Genomic DNA, 15650 nt, shown 5'->3' on the forward strand with positions numbered 1-15650 from the left:
CCAGCGCTTCCGCAGCTCCGCGAGCTTTTCCGCAGCTCCGCCCAGCGCTTCCGCGGCGCCGCCGAGGACTGCTACGGCAGCTCGAACCCCGGATCCATCCCGCCCAGCGCCTTCGCGCACAGGCAGTCCCGCTCCCCGTCGGCGGGCAGCGCGGCCACCGCGTCGAACAGCACGCCCCGCAGCCGGTCCACGTTCGCCGCGAACACCCGCAGCACCTCGTCGTGCGAGACGCCCTCCCCGGTCTCGGCGCCCGCGTCGAGGTCGGTGACCAGGGTGAGCGAGGTGTAGCAGAGTTCCAGCTCGCGGGCGAGCGCCGCCTCGGGGTGGCCGGTCATGCCCACCACCGACCAGCCCTGCGCCTGGTGCCACAACGATTCGGCACGGGTCGAGAACCGCGGCCCCTCCACGACGACCAGCGTGCCGCCGTCCACCGGCTCCCAGTCCCGGCCGCGCGCCGCCTTCAGGGCCGCCGCCCGGCCGACGGGGCAGTACGGGTCGGCCAGTGACACGTGCACCACGTTCGGCACGGTGCCGTCCGGCAGCGGCAGACCGTCGAAGTACGTCGTCACGCGTGCCTTCGTCCGGTCGACCAGCTGGTCGGGGACGAGCAGCGTGCCCGGACCGTATTCGGGCCGCAGGCCGCCCACGGCGCACGGGCCGAGGACCTGACGCGCCCCGACGGAGCGCAGCGCCCAGAGGTTGGCCCGGTAGTTGATGCGGTGCGGTGGCAGATGGTGTCCCCGGCCGTGGCGGGGCAGGAAGGCGACCCGCCGGCCGGCGATCTCGCCGAGGAAGAGGGAGTCGCTGGGCGGCCCGTAGGGGGTGTCCACCCGCACCTCGGTGACGTCCTCAAGGAACGAGTAGAAGCCGGACCCGCCGATGACACCGATCTCCGCGACCCTTGCGGTCTCTGCGTTCGCCATGACCAGCACACTAGCCGTCGAGGCCCGCGCTCGGGGAGCGGCCCGGGAACGCGGAAGACCCCACCGTCCTGGGACGTGCGGGGTCTTCGCGAAGACGCGGTGGGACGCGCTGAGCGGTGCTGTGCGCCGTGTTGTACGCGGTGCTGTGCGCCCTGCTCTACGCGGCGGTGCCGGTCGACGTGCTGGAGCTCGACGGCTTCGAGTCCGAGGACGAGCTCGACGGCTTGGAGTCCGAGGAGGCCGACGACTTCGACGACGCCGGCGAGCTGCTCGACGAGGAGCCGCGGCTGTCGTTGCGGTAGAAGCCGGAGCCCTTGAAGACGATGCCGACCGCGGAGAACACCTTCTTGAGGCGGCCACCGCAGCTGGGGCACTCGGTCAGGGCGTCGTCGGTGAACTTCTGCACCGCCTCGAGGCCCTCGCCGCACTCGGTGCACTGGTACTGGTAGGTCGGCACTGTCTTCCTCCTGGCACTCTCACTCAATGAGTGCTAACGACGGTCCATAGTGACGTATTCCAGCGGATCAGTCCACTGTCACCGGCGAGCGGTGACCCACGCCACGCGCGACGGTCCGGACGGGGGGCCGCGCCGCGAGCCGCGAACGCAGCGCCAGCAGGGTCGCCAGGGCGAGCACCGTGCCGCCCAGCGGCACCAGGAAACCGGCGCCGTCCCAGAAGCGGTCCTCCAGCTGTCCGGCGACCGTGACGGCCGCCGCCTGGCCGAGCGCGACCGCGCCGGTCAGCCAGGTGAACGCCTCGGTGCGGGCCCCGGCCGGGACCAGGTCCTCGACCAGGGTGTAACCGGTGATCAGGGCGGGCGCGATGCACATGCCGACCAGCAGGCCGAGGGCCGCGAGGACGAGCACCGAGTGGGCGGCCCACAGTCCGGCGGCGGCCAGCGCGAGCGCCGTGTAGCCGACGACCAGACGCTGCTGGGGGGCCGCCTTCCAGGCGATGGCACCGCAGACGATGCCGGAGAGCATGTTGCCGGCGGCGAAGATGCCGTACAGGACGCCGTTCAGCCCGGGCTCGCCGATCGACTCGGTGAACGCGGCCAGTGACACCTGCATGCCGCCGAAGACGGAGCCGATGCCCAGGAAGGCCACGATCAGGACCCGTACGCCGGGGATGCGCAGCGCCGACGCGTGCTTCACGCGCGCGTGGCCGCTCGCGGTGACCGTCGGCTGGGTGCTCTTCTGCGCGGCGAACAGCAGACCGCCGACCAGGGTGAGCGCGGCCTCGGTGATCAGGCCCGCCGCCGGGTCCACGGCGGTGCACAGGGCCGTCGCCAGCAGCGGGCCGACGACGAAGGTCAGCTCGTCCGTGACGGACTCGAAGGCGGCGGCGGTGGTCATCAGGGGCGAGCCCTGGAGCTTCACGCCCCAGCGGGCGCGCACCATGGGGCCGACCTGCGGCACCGAGGCACCGGTGGGGACGGCCGCCACGAACAGCGCCCACAGGGGGGCGTGCGCCAGGGCGAGCGCCGTCAGCGTGAGGCCGGAGACCGTGTGCACCAGGACGCCGGGGATCAGTACGGCGCGCTGGCCGAAGCGGTCGGCGAGGCGGCCGCTGTAGGGCGCGAAGACCGCCATGGAGACGCCGGTGACCGCGGCGGCGGCGCCCGCCGCGCCGTAGGAGCCGGTGGTGTGCTGCACCAGCAGCACGATGGAGAGCGTGAGCATGGCGAACGGCTGGCGCGCCGCGAAGCCGGGGAGCAGGAACGTCCAGGCGCCGCGGGTGCGCAGCAGCTGCCCGTAACCCGGGCGGGAGGGCGCCGTCGTGTCCTTCGACGGCTCGGTGGTGACCGCGGACGCCACGGCCCGTGCCTTTCTGCCGCCTGGTAGCGCGGCCCCTGCGGGTTGGGGGGCGGCGCCGAGAGCTGTCCTCTTGCGCGGAACTGCGGTAGATACCGGCGCTCACTGAGGGGAGCAGGCCGGCCGCCATACGGTCGCGCCAGCTCTGCGTCAGGCAGAGTTGGTTCGATCTGGTGTGGTGCGCCTTCATGATACGCAGATCTACGCGCGTCGCACCTGTGAAAAGGGGCACCATGCGAGGTTCAGCCTGGGAAGCGCGGACTAGTCGCCGTTCCCGCTCGTGCCCAGCCAGCCGGCCAGCTTGCCGCCCCGGCCCACCGCGCGCAGCCGTCGCTCCGCGGCGTCCCGGACCGGGTCCGTGGCCACGACCAGCAACTCGTCCCCGCGGCGCAGCACCGTCGAGGGGAGCGGCACGAACGACGTGCCGTCCCGGACGATGAGGGTGACCGCGGATCCGGCGGGCAGCCGCAGCTCGTGCACCTCGACGCCGTGCATCTTCGAGCCCTCGGGGATCGCCACGGACAGCAGGTGCCCGCGCAGCCGCTCCAGGGGCGCCGACTCGATGCCGAGGTCGGCGGCCTCGGAGTCGCCGCCGAGGCGCAGCTTGCGGGCCAGCCAGGGCAGGGTCGGCCCCTGGACCAGGGTGTAGACGACGACCAGGACGAAGACGATGTTGAAGATGCGGCGGCTGCCCTCCACGCCGTTCACCATCGGGATGGTCGCCAGGATGATGGGCACGGCGCCGCGCAGTCCGGCCCACGACATGAGGGTCTGCTCCTGCCACGGCACCCGGAACGGGGTCAGGCAGAGCACCACGCTGAGCGGTCGCGCCACCATGGTCAGGGCCAGGCCGATGAGGAGCGCGGGCACGATGTCGTCGCCCAGTTCGGACGGCGTGACCAGGAGGCCGAGCAGCACGAACATGCCGATCTGGGCGAGCCAGCCGAGGCCGTCGGCGAAGCCGCGGGTGGCGGGCCAGTGCGGCAGCCGCGCGTTGCCCATCACCATGGCGGCGAGGTAGACGGCGAGGAAGCCGCTGCCGTGCGCGATGGCGCCCGCCGCGTACGCCGCGACCGCGATGGCCATGACGGCGATCGGGTAGAGGCCGGAGGCGGGCAGCGCCACGTGCCGCAGGCCCCAGGAGCCGAGCCAGCCCACCGCGAGGCCGATGGCCGCGCCGATGGCCAGTTCCAGCGCTATCTCGCCGAGCAGGACGTACCAGTGCTCGACCGGGCCGGCCGTGGAGAAGGCGACGACCAGGATGACGACCGGGGCGTCGTTGAAGCCGGACTCGGCCTCCAGGGTGCCCGTCACGCGCGCGGGGAGAGGTATTTTCCGCAGCACCGAGAAGACGGCCGCCGCGTCGGTCGAGGAGACGACCGCCCCGATGATGAGGGCCTGCCGCCATTCGAGCCCGATCAGATGGTGGGCCGCCAGCGCCGTGACCCCCACGCTCACCGCCACTCCCGCCAGCGCCAGCGCGGAGGCGGCCGGCAGGGCCGGCCCGATCTCCTTCCACTTCGTGCCCAGACCGCCTTCGGCGAGGATCACGACGAGGGCCGCGTATCCGATGACCTGGGTCAGTTCGGCGTTGTCGAAGTGGATGTCGCCGATCCCGTCCTGGCCCATGAGGACGCCGATCCCCAGGTACACGAGCAGGCTGGGGAGCCCGCTGCGCGACGAGACCCGGACGGCCGCGACGGCGACGAGCAGGACGATCGAGCAGACGAGCAGGAGCTGGTTGAGGTGGTGGACAGTCAGTGGCCGTTCCCTTCCCTGGTTCACGCGCCCCACGCGCGCGTGGACACTCGTGTACGAATCCGACACGGAGTCGGGCCCGCTCCGCACTGGTTACTTCGTTACCTTACCTAACTCTTGACGATTTCTTGACGTTCGCCAGGCAAGATCGAACGTCCGTGCGCGCTGGTTCCCGACTCCGCGTCAAGGGGGAGTGGGCCCTGCGCCTATGGTTGCTCCAGCGCTCTTTCATAGTCACAGCCCGACCTGCCGCTCGCGTTAGGACAGCAAGGACAGCGATGCCCCCCAACACCACCGCCTCAACGGGTCAGAAGCCCGGCAAGTCCGGCAGGAAGAAGGGGCGCAAAGCCCGGCTGATCGTGCTCGTGCTGGTGCTGGCCATCGTCGGCGGCCTCGCCTACGGGGCGTACTGGACCGTCAGCACCGTCCGCGCCTCCTTCCCGCAGACCAAGGGTTCCCTCACGCTCGACGGCCTGTCCGGGCCGGTCGAGGTGAAGCGGGACGGCCACGGCATCCCGCAGATCTACGCCTCCTCCGACGAGGACCTGTTCATGGCGCAGGGCTACGTCCAGGCGCAGGACCGGTTCTACGAGATGGACGTCCGCCGCCACATGACGGCCGGGCGCCTGTCGGAGATGTTCGGCAAGAGCCAGATCGACAACGACGAGTTCCTGCGCACCCTCGGCTGGGAGCGGGTCGCGAAGCAGGAGTACGAGACCAAGCTGTCGGACTCCACCAAGAAGTACCTCCAGGCCTACGCCAAGGGAGTCAACGCCTACCTGAAGGGCAAGGAAGGCAAGGACATCTCCCTGGAGTACGCCGCCCTGGGCTTCAGCAACGACTACGAGCCCCAGGCGTGGACCCCGGTCGACTCCGTCTCCTGGCTCAAGGCGATGGCCTGGGACCTGCGCGGCAACATGCGGGACGAGATCGACCGCGCCCTGATGACCAGCCGCCTCGGCCCGAAGCAGATCGCCGATCTGTACCCGGCGTACCCGTACGACCGGAACAAGGCGATCGTCCAGGAGGGCCAGTACGACGAACTCACGCAGACGTTCGAACAGGGCGACGGCGACGGCACCTCCGGCGATGGCACCTCCGGCGACGGCACCGGCAGCTCCGGCGGCACGGAGGGGACCGGCACCGAGGGGACCGGCACGGAGGGAACGGGCACCGGCACGGGCACGGACGCCCTGCAGACCCAGCTGTCGGGCCTCTACCGGATACTCGACGGCCTGCCCACGGCCGTGGGTGTGAACGGCAACGGCATCGGCTCCAACTCGTGGGTCGTCGACGGCACGCACACCATCACCGGCAAGCCGCTGCTCGCCAACGACCCGCACCTGTCGCCGTCGCTGCCGTCCGTCTGGTACCAGATGGGCCTGCACTGCCGCACCGTCTCCGAGAAGTGCCAGTACGACGTCTCCGGCTACACCTTCGCCGGCATGCCCGGTGTGGTCATCGGCCACAACAAGGACATCGCCTGGGGCCTGACCAACTCCGGTGTCGACGTCACCGACCTCTACCTGGAGAAGCTCACCGGCGACGGCTACCTGCTCGACGGCAAGGTGGTCCCCTTCAAGACCCGCGAGGAGACCATCAAGGTCGCCGGCGGGGCCAGCAAGAAGATCGTCGTCCGGGAGACCGACAACGGCCCCCTGCTCTCCGACCGCGACGACGAGCTGGTGAAGGCCGGCAGGAAGGCCACCGTCGACACCTCCGCCCCCGACCGCGGCGACGGCTACGGCATCGCCCTGCGCTGGACCGCGCTGGAGGCGGGCACCACCATGGACGCCGTGTTCGCGATGGACAGGGCGGCCGACTGGGAGGACTTCCGCAAGGCGGCGGCCCTGTTCGAGGTGCCCTCGCAGAACCTCGTCTACGCCGACACCGACGACAACATCGGCTACACCCTGCCCGGCCGGATCCCCACGCGCGCGGAGGACCACGACGGCTCCGTGCCGGCGCCCGGCTGGGACTCGAAGTACCGCTGGACCGGCTACATCGACCAGGACGAGCTGCCCTACGAGTACAACCCGCAGCGCGGCTACATCGTCACCGCCAACCAGGCCGCGGTCGGCGAGGACTACCCGTACACGCTCACCACGGACTGGGGCTACGGCACGCGCAGCCAGCGGATCACCGACCTGATCGAGTCGAAGATCAAGGGTGGCGGCAAGATCTCCACCGAGGACATGCGCCTCATGCAGACGGACAACAGCAGCGAGATCGCCAAGCTGTTGGTGCCCCAGCTGCTGAAGATCGACGTCGGCGACAAGGACGTCCGCGAGGCGCAGAAGCTGCTGGAGGGCTGGGACTACACCCAGGACGCCGACTCCGCGGCGGCGGCCTACTTCAACGCCGTCTGGCGCAACGTCCTCAAGCACGCCTTCGGCAACAAGCTGCCCAAGGAGCTGCGCGTCAAGGGCCAGTGCCTGCTGGTCGAGCCGGTGGACACCACCGGACCGGTGGACGACGACCGCCGGGTGCGCGAATGCGGCCAGCGCGACGCCGCCCAGGCCCAGCCGGACGGCGGTGACCGCTGGTTCGAGGTGGTCCGCAGGCTGATGCAGGACGAGGACAGCGACTGGTGGACCACGCCCGAGAACGGCACCCGCCCCGACGCCCGCAACCGTGACGAGCTGTTCAAGCGGGCCATGATCGACGCCCGCTGGGAGCTGACCGCCAAGCTCGGCAAGGACATCGACACCTGGAGCTGGGGCCGGCTGCACCGCCTGTTCCTGAAGAACCAGACCCTCGGCACCGAAGGCCCCGGCTTCCTGCGGTACGCGCTCAACCGCGGCCCGTGGAAGCTCAGCGGCGGCGAGGCCACGGTCAACGCCACCGGCTGGAACGCCGCCGGCGGCTACGGCGTCGTCTGGGTGCCGTCGATGCGGATGGTGGTCAACCTCGGCGACCTCGACAAGTCGCGGTGGATCAACCTCACCGGCGCCTCCGGGCACGCCTACAGCGCCCACTACACCGACCAGACGGGCAAGTGGGCCAGGGGCGAACTGCTGCCGTGGGCCTTCTCGGAGAAGGCGGTCGACAAGAGCGCGCAGGACACGCTCGTGCTCAAGCCGTGAGCCGCTGACGGCGCAGCATCCCGAAGGGCCCTCCACGCGCGCGTGGAGGGCCCTTTCACTTCCGCGCGCAGAACCGGCGCACCCCGGACGGCGTGACCACCGCGTGCACCGGCCGGTCGTGCGCCTGTGCCGGGACCCGCTCGACGACCTCCGTGTCGTACAGCAGCACCACCAGCGCCGGATGGGCGCCCGTGCGCTCCAGACGGGCCAGGACGCGGTCGTACGATCCGCCGCCGCGGCCCAGCCGCATGCCGCGCGCGTCGACCGCCAGTCCCGGCAGCAGCACCACGTCGGCGGCGGTCACCGCGTCGGGGCCGAGGCGGACGCCGGCGGGCTCCAGGAGAGCCATCTTCCCGCCGTGTCGGACCCGGGTGAGCGAGTCCGGTCCGCCGTACTCGCCCCAGTCCAGATCGTTGTCGGGCAGCAGCACCGGAAGCAGGACGCGAGCGCCCCGCGCGCGCAGCGCGTCGAGCAGCGCGCGCGTCCCCGGTTCGCTTCCTACGGACACATAGGCCGCCACCGTGCGCGCACCCGCCAGCTCGGGCAGCTCCCCGGCCCGCTCGGCCAGCGCCGCCTCGTATTCCCGCACGTCATCCGCCGTCAACCTGCTCCTCATGGCGATGAGATCCCGGCGCAACGCACGCTTGTCAGACTCGGCCGAAGGTCCGTTGTGGCTCACTCGTCACTCCCGTACTGCGCCAATGTGCTCATATGAGCGTCAACGAACCGGAGCCTCAGATTCCTCACAAAGGCTCCGGATATGGTGTCGGGCATGACTCAGTCGCACCCCAGGATCAGCAAGGCTGTCATTCCCGCAGCCGGCCTCGGTACCCGGTTCCTGCCGGCCACCAAGGCCACTCCCAAGGAGATGCTGCCGGTCGTTGACAAGCCGGCGATCCAGTACGTGGTCGAGGAGGCCGTCTCGGCGGGTCTCGATGACGTCCTCATGGTCACGGGCCGCAACAAGCGCCCCCTGGAGGACCACTTCGACCGCAACTACGAGCTGGAGTCGGCCCTCGAGAAGAAGGGCGACGCCGAACGGCTCGCGAAGGTGCAGGAGTCGAGCGACCTCGCGACGATGCACTACGTCCGCCAGGGCGACCCCAGGGGCCTCGGCCACGCCGTCCTGTGCGCCGCCCCGCACGTCGGCGACGAGCCCTTCGCCGTCCTCCTGGGCGACGACCTGATCGACCCGCGCGACCCGCTGCTCCGGCGGATGATCGAGGTGCAGGAGCGCAGCGGCGGCAGCGTCGTCGCACTCATGGAGGTCGCACCCGAGCAGATCCACCTCTACGGCTGCGCCGCCGTCGAGCCCACCGCGGACGGCGACGTCGTCAAGGTGAACGGCCTGGTGGAGAAGCCCGACGCGGCCGACGCCCCGTCCAGCTACGCCATCATCGGCCGGTACGTCCTCGACCCGCACATCTTCGACATACTGCGCAAGACCGAGCCCGGCCGCGGCGGCGAGATCCAACTGACCGACGCCCTCCAGCAGCTCGCGCAGGACGAGAAGATCGGCGGCCCGGTGCACGGCGTCGTCTTCCAGGGCCGCCGCTACGACACCGGCGACCGCGGCGACTATCTGCGTGCCATTGTCAGACTCGCGTGCGAACGTGAAGACCTGGGACCGGAGTTCCGGACCTGGCTCCGCAGTTACGTCACCGAGGAGATGTAGCCACCTTGAGCACCGCCGCGCCCCACGCCACCGGCCAGGACCACCTGTGGTCGGTGGACGAACACCTGGAGGACATCCTCGCCACCGTCCGCCCCCTCGAACCCATCGAGCTGAACCTGCTCGACGCCCAGGGCTGCGTCCTGGTCGACGACATCACGGTGCCGGTCTCCCTGCCGCCGTTCGACAACAGCTCCATGGACGGGTACGCGGTGCGGGTCGCGGATGTCGCGGGCGCGAGCGAGGAGTTCCCCGCCGTCCTCGACGTGATCGGGGACGTCGCGGCGGGCCAGGCCGGCCTGCTCCAGGTGGGGCCCGGCCAGGCCGCCCGCATCATGACCGGCGCCCCGCTGCCGCCCGGCGCCGAGGCCGTGGTCCCCGTGGAGTGGACCGACAGCGGCCTCGGAGAGGGCCCGGTCGCCGGAATGCGCGCCCGCAGCCTCGCCCCCGAGGCCGCCGGCGGCCAGGTGCGGGTGTACCGGCCGTGCGCGGCACGCGCGCACGTCCGCGCGAAGGGCAGCGACGTGCAGGCCGGCGACCGCGCCCTCGACGCCGGCACGATCCTCGGCCCACCGCAGATCGCGCTGCTCGCCGCCATCGGCCGCGGCACGGTCCGGGTCCGGCCGCGCCCGCGCGTGGTGGTGATGTCCACCGGCAGCGAACTGGTCCAGCCCGACGAGGAGCTGGCCGGCGGCCAGATCTACGACTCCAACAGCTTCGCCCTCACCGCCGCCGCCCGCGACGCCGGCGCCATCGCCTACCGGGTGGGCGCCGTCGCCGACGACGCCGAGACCCTGCGCACCGCGATCGAGGACCAGCTGGTGCGCGCCGACCTCATGGTCACCACGGGCGGCGTCAGCGTCGGCGCGTACGACGTGGTCAAGGAGGCCCTCGCGCACGTCGCCGACGAGGACGAGCCGGGCAGCGGCGTCGAGTTCCGCAAGCTCGCCATGCAGCCAGGCAAGCCGCAGGGCTTCGGCTCCATCGGCCCCGACCACACCCCGCTCCTCGCCCTGCCCGGCAACCCGGTCTCGTCGTACGTCTCCTTCGAGCTCTTCGTCCGCCCCGCGATCCGCACCCTCATGGGGCTCACCGACGTGCACCGGCCCACCACCCGCGCCACCCTGACCGCGGACAAGCCGCTGACCTCGCCGAAGGGCCGCAGACAGTTCCTGCGCGGCCGGTACGCCGACGGCACGGTGACCCCGGTCGGCGGGGCCGGGTCCCACCTGGTCGCGGCCCTCGCGCGCGCCGACGCGCTGATCGTCGTCCCCGAGGACGCGGAGTCCGTCGCGCCCGGCACCGACGTCGAGGTGGTCCTGCTCGGCTGACCCCCCGGGGTTGGCGGTACCGTGTCGCGCACAACAGGCCCGCGCGCCGCACCGCGCCGGGCCCGGACCGGGAGCGGCACAGCATGAGTACGCAGGACCGACTGACGCACATCGACGACGCGGGCGCCGCCCGGATGGTCGACGTGTCGGAGAAGGACGTGACCGCCCGCACCGCCCGCGCCAGCGGACGCGTCCTCGTCTCGCCCCGTGTGGTCGAGCTGCTGCGCGGCGAAGGAGTCCCCAAGGGCGACGCCCTCGCCACCGCGCGGATCGCCGGGATCATGGGGGCCAAGCGCACCCCCGACCTGATCCCGCTGTGCCACCCGCTCGCGCTCTCCGGTGTGACACTGGATCTGTCGGTCGCGGACGACGCCGTGGAGATCACCGCGACGGTGCGCACCACGGACCGCACGGGCGTCGAGATGGAGGCGCTCACCGCGGTCTCGGTCGCCGCGCTCACCGTGATCGACATGGTCAAGGCGGTCGACAAGGGAGCGGTCATCACGGACGTGCGGGTGGAGGAGAAGACGGGCGGCAAGTCGGGCGACTGGAGCCGGGTGTGAGCGCCGCCGGCGCGCCGTACCGGGCGCTGGTCGTCACCGCCTCCAACCGGGCCGCCGCGGGCGTCTACGAGGACAGGGGCGGCCCGCTGATCGCCGACGGGCTCGAGGGATTCGGGTTCACCGTGGACGGGCCGCAGGTCGTCCCCGACGGAGACCCCGTGGAGGCCGCGCTGCGAGCGGGAGTGGAGACCGGGTACGACGTGATCGTCACCACCGGCGGCACCGGCATCTCGCCCACCGACCGCACCCCGGAGGCCACCCGCGCAGTGCTCGACCGGGAGGTGCCGGGCATCGCGGAGGCGATCCGGGCGTACGGCCGGGACAAGGTGCCCACCGCGGTGCTCTCCCGGGGTCTGGCCGGGGTGGCCGGCGGGACGCTGATCGTGAACCTGCCGGGATCGACCGGCGGGGTGCGCGACGGCCTGGCCGTCCTGGAGCCCCTGCTGATCCACGCCGTCGACCAGATCCGCGGTGGTGACCACCCCCGGCCCGGTGGTGGGGGTGCGAGCTGAACAGCGCATCGTGGCCCGTCGAGCTGGTGGAGGACGATGTCGTCCTCCGGCCGATAAAGCTGCGTGACCAGCGGGCCTGGCGCGAGGTCAACCGGCGCAACCGGGACTGGCTGCGCCCCTGGGAGGCGACCATTCCGCCGCCCGCGCCGGGCGGGCCGGTCACGCACCGGCCGACCTACCGCCAGATGGTCCGCCATCTGCGCACCGAGGCGAACGCGGGGCGGATGCTGCCGTTCGTGATCGAGTACCAGGGGCGGCTGGTCGGGCAGTTGACGGTCGCCGGGATCACCTGGGGTTCGATGTGCTCGGGGCACATCGGCTACTGGGTGGACGAGGCGGTGGCCGGGCGCGGGGTGATGCCGACGGCCGTGGCGCTCGTCGTGGACCACTGTTTCCGCACGGTGGGACTGCACCGCGTGGAGGTCTGCATTCGCCCGGAGAACGGCCCCAGCCGCCGGGTCGTGGAGAAACTCGGATTCCGGGAGGAGGGGCTGCGCCCCCGTTATCTCCACATCGACGGCGCCTGGCGCGACCACCTCGTCTTCGCGCTCACCGCGGAGGAAGTGCCCGACGGGCTGCTGAACCGGTGGCGGCACAGCCGTGCGCGCAGCAGTAATTGAATAACTGTTCGAAATTGATCCCCGGCGACCGACTCGGGGCATTGAATTCACGACCGGGGCTCCCCGCTGATCGCATCGATCGCAAAAAAAGCTCGAAATATCAGCCAGATCGTGCGACACACCGGCTCAATTGGCGGATGGCCTCACGCAAACCCCTCTACCGTGTGAGGCGTGAGCAGCAGCGGCCTCATCTACGCAGTCATCGTCGGGGCCTGGGCCGCCTACTTGGTGCCGATGTGGCTCCGTAGGCAGGACGAGCTGAACGAGGCCCGTCCGACGGAACGCTTCAGCACAGCCATCCGGTTGCTGTCCGGACGGGCCGCGATGGAGCGCCGGTACGCCAAGGACCTGCAGGCGCGCTCCACCGACGAGGGGGAGCCCGCCGTGAGCGATCCGGACGCCGTCACCGACTCGGTGGACGTCCGGGCCTTCGCCGTGCCCCCGACCCGCCCGCAGGCCCAGGCGCCCTTGCCGGCGCGGAGCGCCGAGCGGCCGGAACCGGCACGCGAACGGGCACCCGCGCCCGCTGACGGGTCCGCGTCCGGTGGCGCACCCGCGCGGGGGCAGGTGCCGAGCGCCCGGAGCGCCCCCGGAGCCGAGGCCGCCGCGGCACGCGCCCGGCGCTCGAAGGTGCTCGCGCGCCGTCGGCGTACCACCGTGGTGCTCTTCCTCGCCTTCACCGCGGGCTCGGTCGTCGCCGCCGTCGGCGGCCTCGCCTTCCTGTGGGCGCCCGCCGTACCGGCCGTGCTGCTCAGCGCGTACATCGCCTATCTGCGCTCCCAGGAGCGCCGCCGTTTCACGTACCAGATGGACCGCCGCCGCGCGGAGGACGCCGCGCAGCGGCTGCGGGAGCGGGCGCGCCAGCCGCGCCGGCAGCCGTCCGCCCCGGACGACAGCGACGAACCCGAGGAAGGCCCTGAACCGGAGACCGACCCGGGCCTGTCGGCGCTCGCCGCGGACCGGCGGGCGCTCGTCGAGCAGACCGACCACGCCGAGTGGGTCGACCAGCAGCGAGAGCGGCAGCGGCGGCCCGGGCACGGGGACAGCTGGGAGCCGGTCCCGGTGCCGCTGCCCACCTATGTGACCGCCCCGGTCGCGCCGCGGGCCACGGCCGACGTCGACCTCGGGTCGCCGGACGCCTGGAGCTCGGCGCGGTCGAGTCCCGTCGCGCGCGAGGAGGAGACCCGGGCGGCCGGTGAGCCGTCCCCGGAGGAGCCGGGCGACGGGGAGACGGACCGCGAGGGCGACCGCCCGGAGGGTGCCGGACGCAGTGACGCGCGGCGGGCCGCCTCGGCGCGGCGGGCGCGGGAGCGGGGGCACACGCCGCTGTTCGACCAGTACGAGGACGGGGACCGGCCCCGCGCGGCCAACGAGTAGGGGCTCCCGGCTGCCCCGCCGGAGCGGATTTCCGAGCAGGCCGATCGGGGTGCTAAAGTTTCACTCGTTGCAAGGGCCTGTGGCGCAGTCCGGTAGCGCACCTCGTTCGCATCGAGGGGGCCAGGGGTTCAAATCCCCTCAGGTCCACGCAGCATAGAGCCCCGTCGGGAGACCGACGGGGCTCTATCGTGTTTCCTGCCCCGGTGAGGGCCCGTGACGGGCCCTCAGGTGGCGTCCCTCACAGTGCCTTCGCGTAGCACCGGCTCGACTCGTGGAGGCGGTAGTAGCCGAACTTGGCGCACGGCTCGTAGCCGCTGGAGGTGTACAGGGCGATGGCCTCCGGTTGCTCGGTGCCGGTCTCCAGGACCATGCGGGTGCGGCCGGCCGCGCGGGCGTCCTCCTCCAGGGCGGTGAGCATGCGCCGGGCGAGGCCCAGGCCGCGCATCTCCCTGATCACGTACATCCGCTTCAGCTCGGCGTCGCCGTCCTCGTTGCCCTCGTCGTTCTTGTCCTGGCGGCGCCAGCCGCCGGTGGCCACGGGGCGGCCCAGCTCGTCGTACCCGATGAAGTACACGCCGTTCGGCGGCCTGAAGTCCTCCGGCGCGAGCACGGTGGCGTCGCCGCCGTCGCCGTAGCGCTCGTGGTACTCGGCCTGGACCTCGTCGTTGAGCTTGACGGCGTCGGGGTGGTCGAAGGGCACGCGGCGTATATTCATGTGAGGCATCGTACTTCTATGCAGACGGCGGATCCGGACTCCGTCCAGTGTGCCGGTATCGTGCCGGGGTGCTGACTGTGACCTCCGTGAACGTGAACGGGCTGCGTGCCGCCGCGAAGAAGGGCTTCGTCGAGTGGCTGGCCGGTACCGACGCCGATGTGCTGTGCCTCCAGGAGGTGCGCGCCGAGCCGCAGCAGCTCCCCGGGCACGTGGGCACGCCGGAAGGCTGGCACGTCCTGCACGCCCCGGCCGCGGCGAAGGGGCGCGCGGGCGTCTCGCTCTACACCCGCCGCGAACCCGACCGGGTGCGCGTCGGCTTCGGCTCGGCCGAGTTCGACGGCAGCGGCCGGTACGTCGAGGCGGACCTGCCCGGCGTGACCGTCGCCTCCCTCTACCTCCCGTCCGGCGAGGTCGGCACCGAGCGGCAGGACGAGAAGATGCGGTTCATGGGCGAGTTCCTCGCCTACCTCAAGGAGCTGCGCGAGCGTGCCGCCGCCGACGGCCGCGAGGTGCTGATCTGCGGTGACTGGAACATCGCCCACCAGCGGGCCGACCTGAGGAACTGGCGCGGCAACACCAAGAGCTCCGGTTTCCTGCCGGAGGAGCGCGACTGGCTGACCCAGGTCCTCGCCCCGGAGGCCGGCGGATACGTCGACGTCGTACGCGCGCTGCACCCGGACGTCGAGGGGCCGTACACCTGGTGGTCGTACCGGGGGCGGGCGTTCGACAACGACACGGGATGGAGGATCGACCTCCACGTCTCCACGCCCGGGCTCGCGAGCAGGGCGGTCAAGGGGTCCGTGGAGCGCGCGGCCACGCACGCGGAGCGCTGGTCGGACCACGCGCCCGTCACGGTCGTGTACGACCTGTAGACGCCCGCGGCCCGGCTAGCGCAGGCGACGGTCCAGGGCCAGGGAGAGTTCCGCTTCGACCACGCTGCGGGCCAGGGGGCGCAGGCGGTGGAGGCGGTCCGCGGGGGCGTGGCTGAGGATCAGGCCGGCGAAGAGGTCGGCCAGGGCGTCGGCGTGCTCGCGGACGCGTTTCGCGGCGGCCAGGACGTCGGCCAGCGGGATGCCCTCGCGGACGAGGGTGGAGGAGACGTCCAGCAGGCGGCGGCTGATGTGGACGATCTCCTCGCCGTCGGTGCCGAGGTAGCCGAGGTCCATGGCCGCGGCGAGGTTCTCCGGGGTGGCCTGGCCGGCGAAGTGGTCGGCGAGTTCCTCGGGGGTGAGGCGGACGGGGGTCTCCTCGGTCGGGGCGCCGAGGCCGAGGAGGTCGC

15 protein-coding genes and 1 tRNA gene are annotated in these 15650 nt (G+C 71.9%); 9 read left to right on the forward strand and 7 right to left on the reverse strand.

The genetic code is table 11. The features are described from left to right. Positions 1-71: 71 nt before the first annotated feature. The 4 genes from CCN42_RS10465 to CCN42_RS10480 form a co-directional block, all read right to left on the reverse strand. A complete protein-coding gene (locus CCN42_RS10465) occupies positions 72-923 on the reverse strand; it encodes an S-methyl-5'-thioadenosine phosphorylase (protein WP_086734834.1) in 852 nt (283 codons plus the stop codon). 157 nt (positions 924-1080) lie between these two features. Further along, entirely contained in the window at positions 1081-1380 is a 300-nt protein-coding gene (locus CCN42_RS10470) for an FmdB family zinc ribbon protein (RefSeq protein WP_086734813.1), read from the reverse strand. Positions 1381-1447: 67 nt separating this feature from the next. After that, a complete protein-coding gene (locus CCN42_RS10475) occupies positions 1448-2740 on the reverse strand; it encodes an MFS transporter (RefSeq protein WP_086734814.1) in 1293 nt (430 codons plus the stop codon). A 258-nt stretch (positions 2741-2998) separates the two neighbouring features. Then, positions 2999-4531 (reverse strand): potassium/proton antiporter, encoded by a 1533-nt coding sequence (locus CCN42_RS10480; protein WP_211294671.1) that lies wholly within the window; start codon positions 4529-4531, stop codon positions 2999-3001. 242 nt (positions 4532-4773) lie between these two features. Here CCN42_RS10480 and CCN42_RS10485 point away from each other — a divergent pair, with 242 nt between their 5' ends. Next, positions 4774-7581 carry a penicillin acylase family protein gene (locus CCN42_RS10485; RefSeq protein ID WP_086734817.1) on the forward strand — a complete coding sequence of 936 codons (2808 nt, stop codon included), beginning with the start codon at positions 4774-4776 and terminating at the stop codon, positions 7579-7581. Between the two features lie 55 nt (positions 7582-7636). Here CCN42_RS10485 and CCN42_RS10490 read toward each other — a convergent pair whose 3' ends face one another. After that, a complete protein-coding gene (locus CCN42_RS10490) occupies positions 7637-8197 on the reverse strand; it encodes a 5-formyltetrahydrofolate cyclo-ligase (RefSeq protein WP_422641153.1) in 561 nt (186 codons plus the stop codon). Positions 8198-8353: 156 nt separating this feature from the next. On the opposite strand from CCN42_RS10490, the gene galU reads away from it, so the two are divergent. The 7 genes from galU (at position 8354) to CCN42_RS10525 (ending at position 13803) form a co-directional block, all read left to right on the forward strand. Continuing rightward, positions 8354-9256: a UTP--glucose-1-phosphate uridylyltransferase GalU gene (gene galU, locus CCN42_RS10495; RefSeq protein ID WP_086734836.1), complete on the forward strand. Its 903-nt coding sequence runs from the start codon at positions 8354-8356 to the stop codon at positions 9254-9256. A 5-nt stretch (positions 9257-9261) separates the two neighbouring features. After that, positions 9262-10584, forward strand: coding sequence for a molybdotransferase-like divisome protein Glp (gene glp, locus CCN42_RS10500; protein ID WP_086734822.1), 1323 nt, complete (start codon positions 9262-9264; stop codon positions 10582-10584). 83 nt (positions 10585-10667) lie between these two features. Continuing rightward, positions 10668-11147 (forward strand): cyclic pyranopterin monophosphate synthase MoaC, encoded by a 480-nt coding sequence (moaC, locus tag CCN42_RS10505; RefSeq protein WP_086734824.1) that lies wholly within the window; start codon positions 10668-10670, stop codon positions 11145-11147. Continuing rightward, the gene (locus tag CCN42_RS10510) at positions 11132-11659 is read left to right on the forward strand and encodes a MogA/MoaB family molybdenum cofactor biosynthesis protein (RefSeq protein ID WP_086169434.1); all 528 of its coding nucleotides are present in this window, start codon (positions 11132-11134) and stop codon (positions 11657-11659) included. The genes moaC and CCN42_RS10510 overlap by 16 nt, the downstream gene beginning before the upstream one ends. Positions 11660-11685: 26 nt before the next feature. Further along, positions 11686-12279, forward strand: a complete 594-nt coding sequence (locus tag CCN42_RS10515; protein WP_086734826.1) for a GNAT family N-acetyltransferase — start codon at positions 11686-11688, stop codon at positions 12277-12279. Positions 12280-12450: 171 nt separating this feature from the next. Next, positions 12451-13656, forward strand: coding sequence for a divisome protein SepX/GlpR (sepX, locus tag CCN42_RS10520; RefSeq protein ID WP_086734828.1), 1206 nt, complete (start codon positions 12451-12453; stop codon positions 13654-13656). Positions 13657-13729: 73 nt separating this feature from the next. Then, positions 13730-13803 (forward strand) — tRNA-Ala (locus CCN42_RS10525). Between the two features lie 91 nt (positions 13804-13894). On the opposite strand, the gene CCN42_RS10530 is transcribed toward CCN42_RS10525, so the two are convergent. Next, positions 13895-14371, reverse strand: a complete 477-nt coding sequence (locus CCN42_RS10530) for a GNAT family N-acetyltransferase (protein WP_086734830.1) — start codon at positions 14369-14371, stop codon at positions 13895-13897. 68 nt (positions 14372-14439) lie between these two features. Between CCN42_RS10530 and CCN42_RS10535 the strand changes: the two genes are divergently transcribed. Then, positions 14440-15243 (forward strand): exodeoxyribonuclease III, encoded by an 804-nt coding sequence (locus CCN42_RS10535; protein ID WP_169731435.1) that lies wholly within the window; start codon positions 14440-14442, stop codon positions 15241-15243. Between the two features lie 15 nt (positions 15244-15258). Here the strand turns inward: CCN42_RS10535 and CCN42_RS44305 are convergent. Then, the coding region (locus tag CCN42_RS44305; protein ID WP_479688072.1) for a MerR family transcriptional regulator at positions 15259-15650 on the reverse strand (392 nt) is incomplete at its 5' end.

This window comes from Streptomyces glaucescens, assembly GCF_002154375.1.
Taxonomy (GTDB): domain Bacteria; phylum Actinomycetota; class Actinomycetes; order Streptomycetales; family Streptomycetaceae; genus Streptomyces; species Streptomyces glaucescens.

Excerpts from the sequence above, each read along its gene's own strand:
- CCN42_RS10465 (WP_086734834.1), bottom strand. The coding sequence starts at position 923 with ATGGCGAACGCAGAGACCGCAAGGGTCGCGGAGATCGGTGTCATCGGC.
- CCN42_RS10485 (WP_086734817.1), top strand. The coding sequence starts at position 4,774 with ATGCCCCCCAACACCACCGCCTCAACGGGTCAGAAGCCCGGCAAGTCC.
- CCN42_RS10490 (WP_422641153.1), bottom strand. The coding sequence starts at position 8,197 with ATGAGGAGCAGGTTGACGGCGGATGACGTGCGGGAATACGAGGCGGCG.
- galU (WP_086734836.1), top strand. The coding sequence starts at position 8,354 with ATGACTCAGTCGCACCCCAGGATCAGCAAGGCTGTCATTCCCGCAGCC.
- moaC (WP_086734824.1), top strand. The coding sequence starts at position 10,668 with ATGAGTACGCAGGACCGACTGACGCACATCGACGACGCGGGCGCCGCC.
- CCN42_RS10530 (WP_086734830.1), bottom strand. The coding sequence starts at position 14,371 with ATGAATATACGCCGCGTGCCCTTCGACCACCCCGACGCCGTCAAGCTC.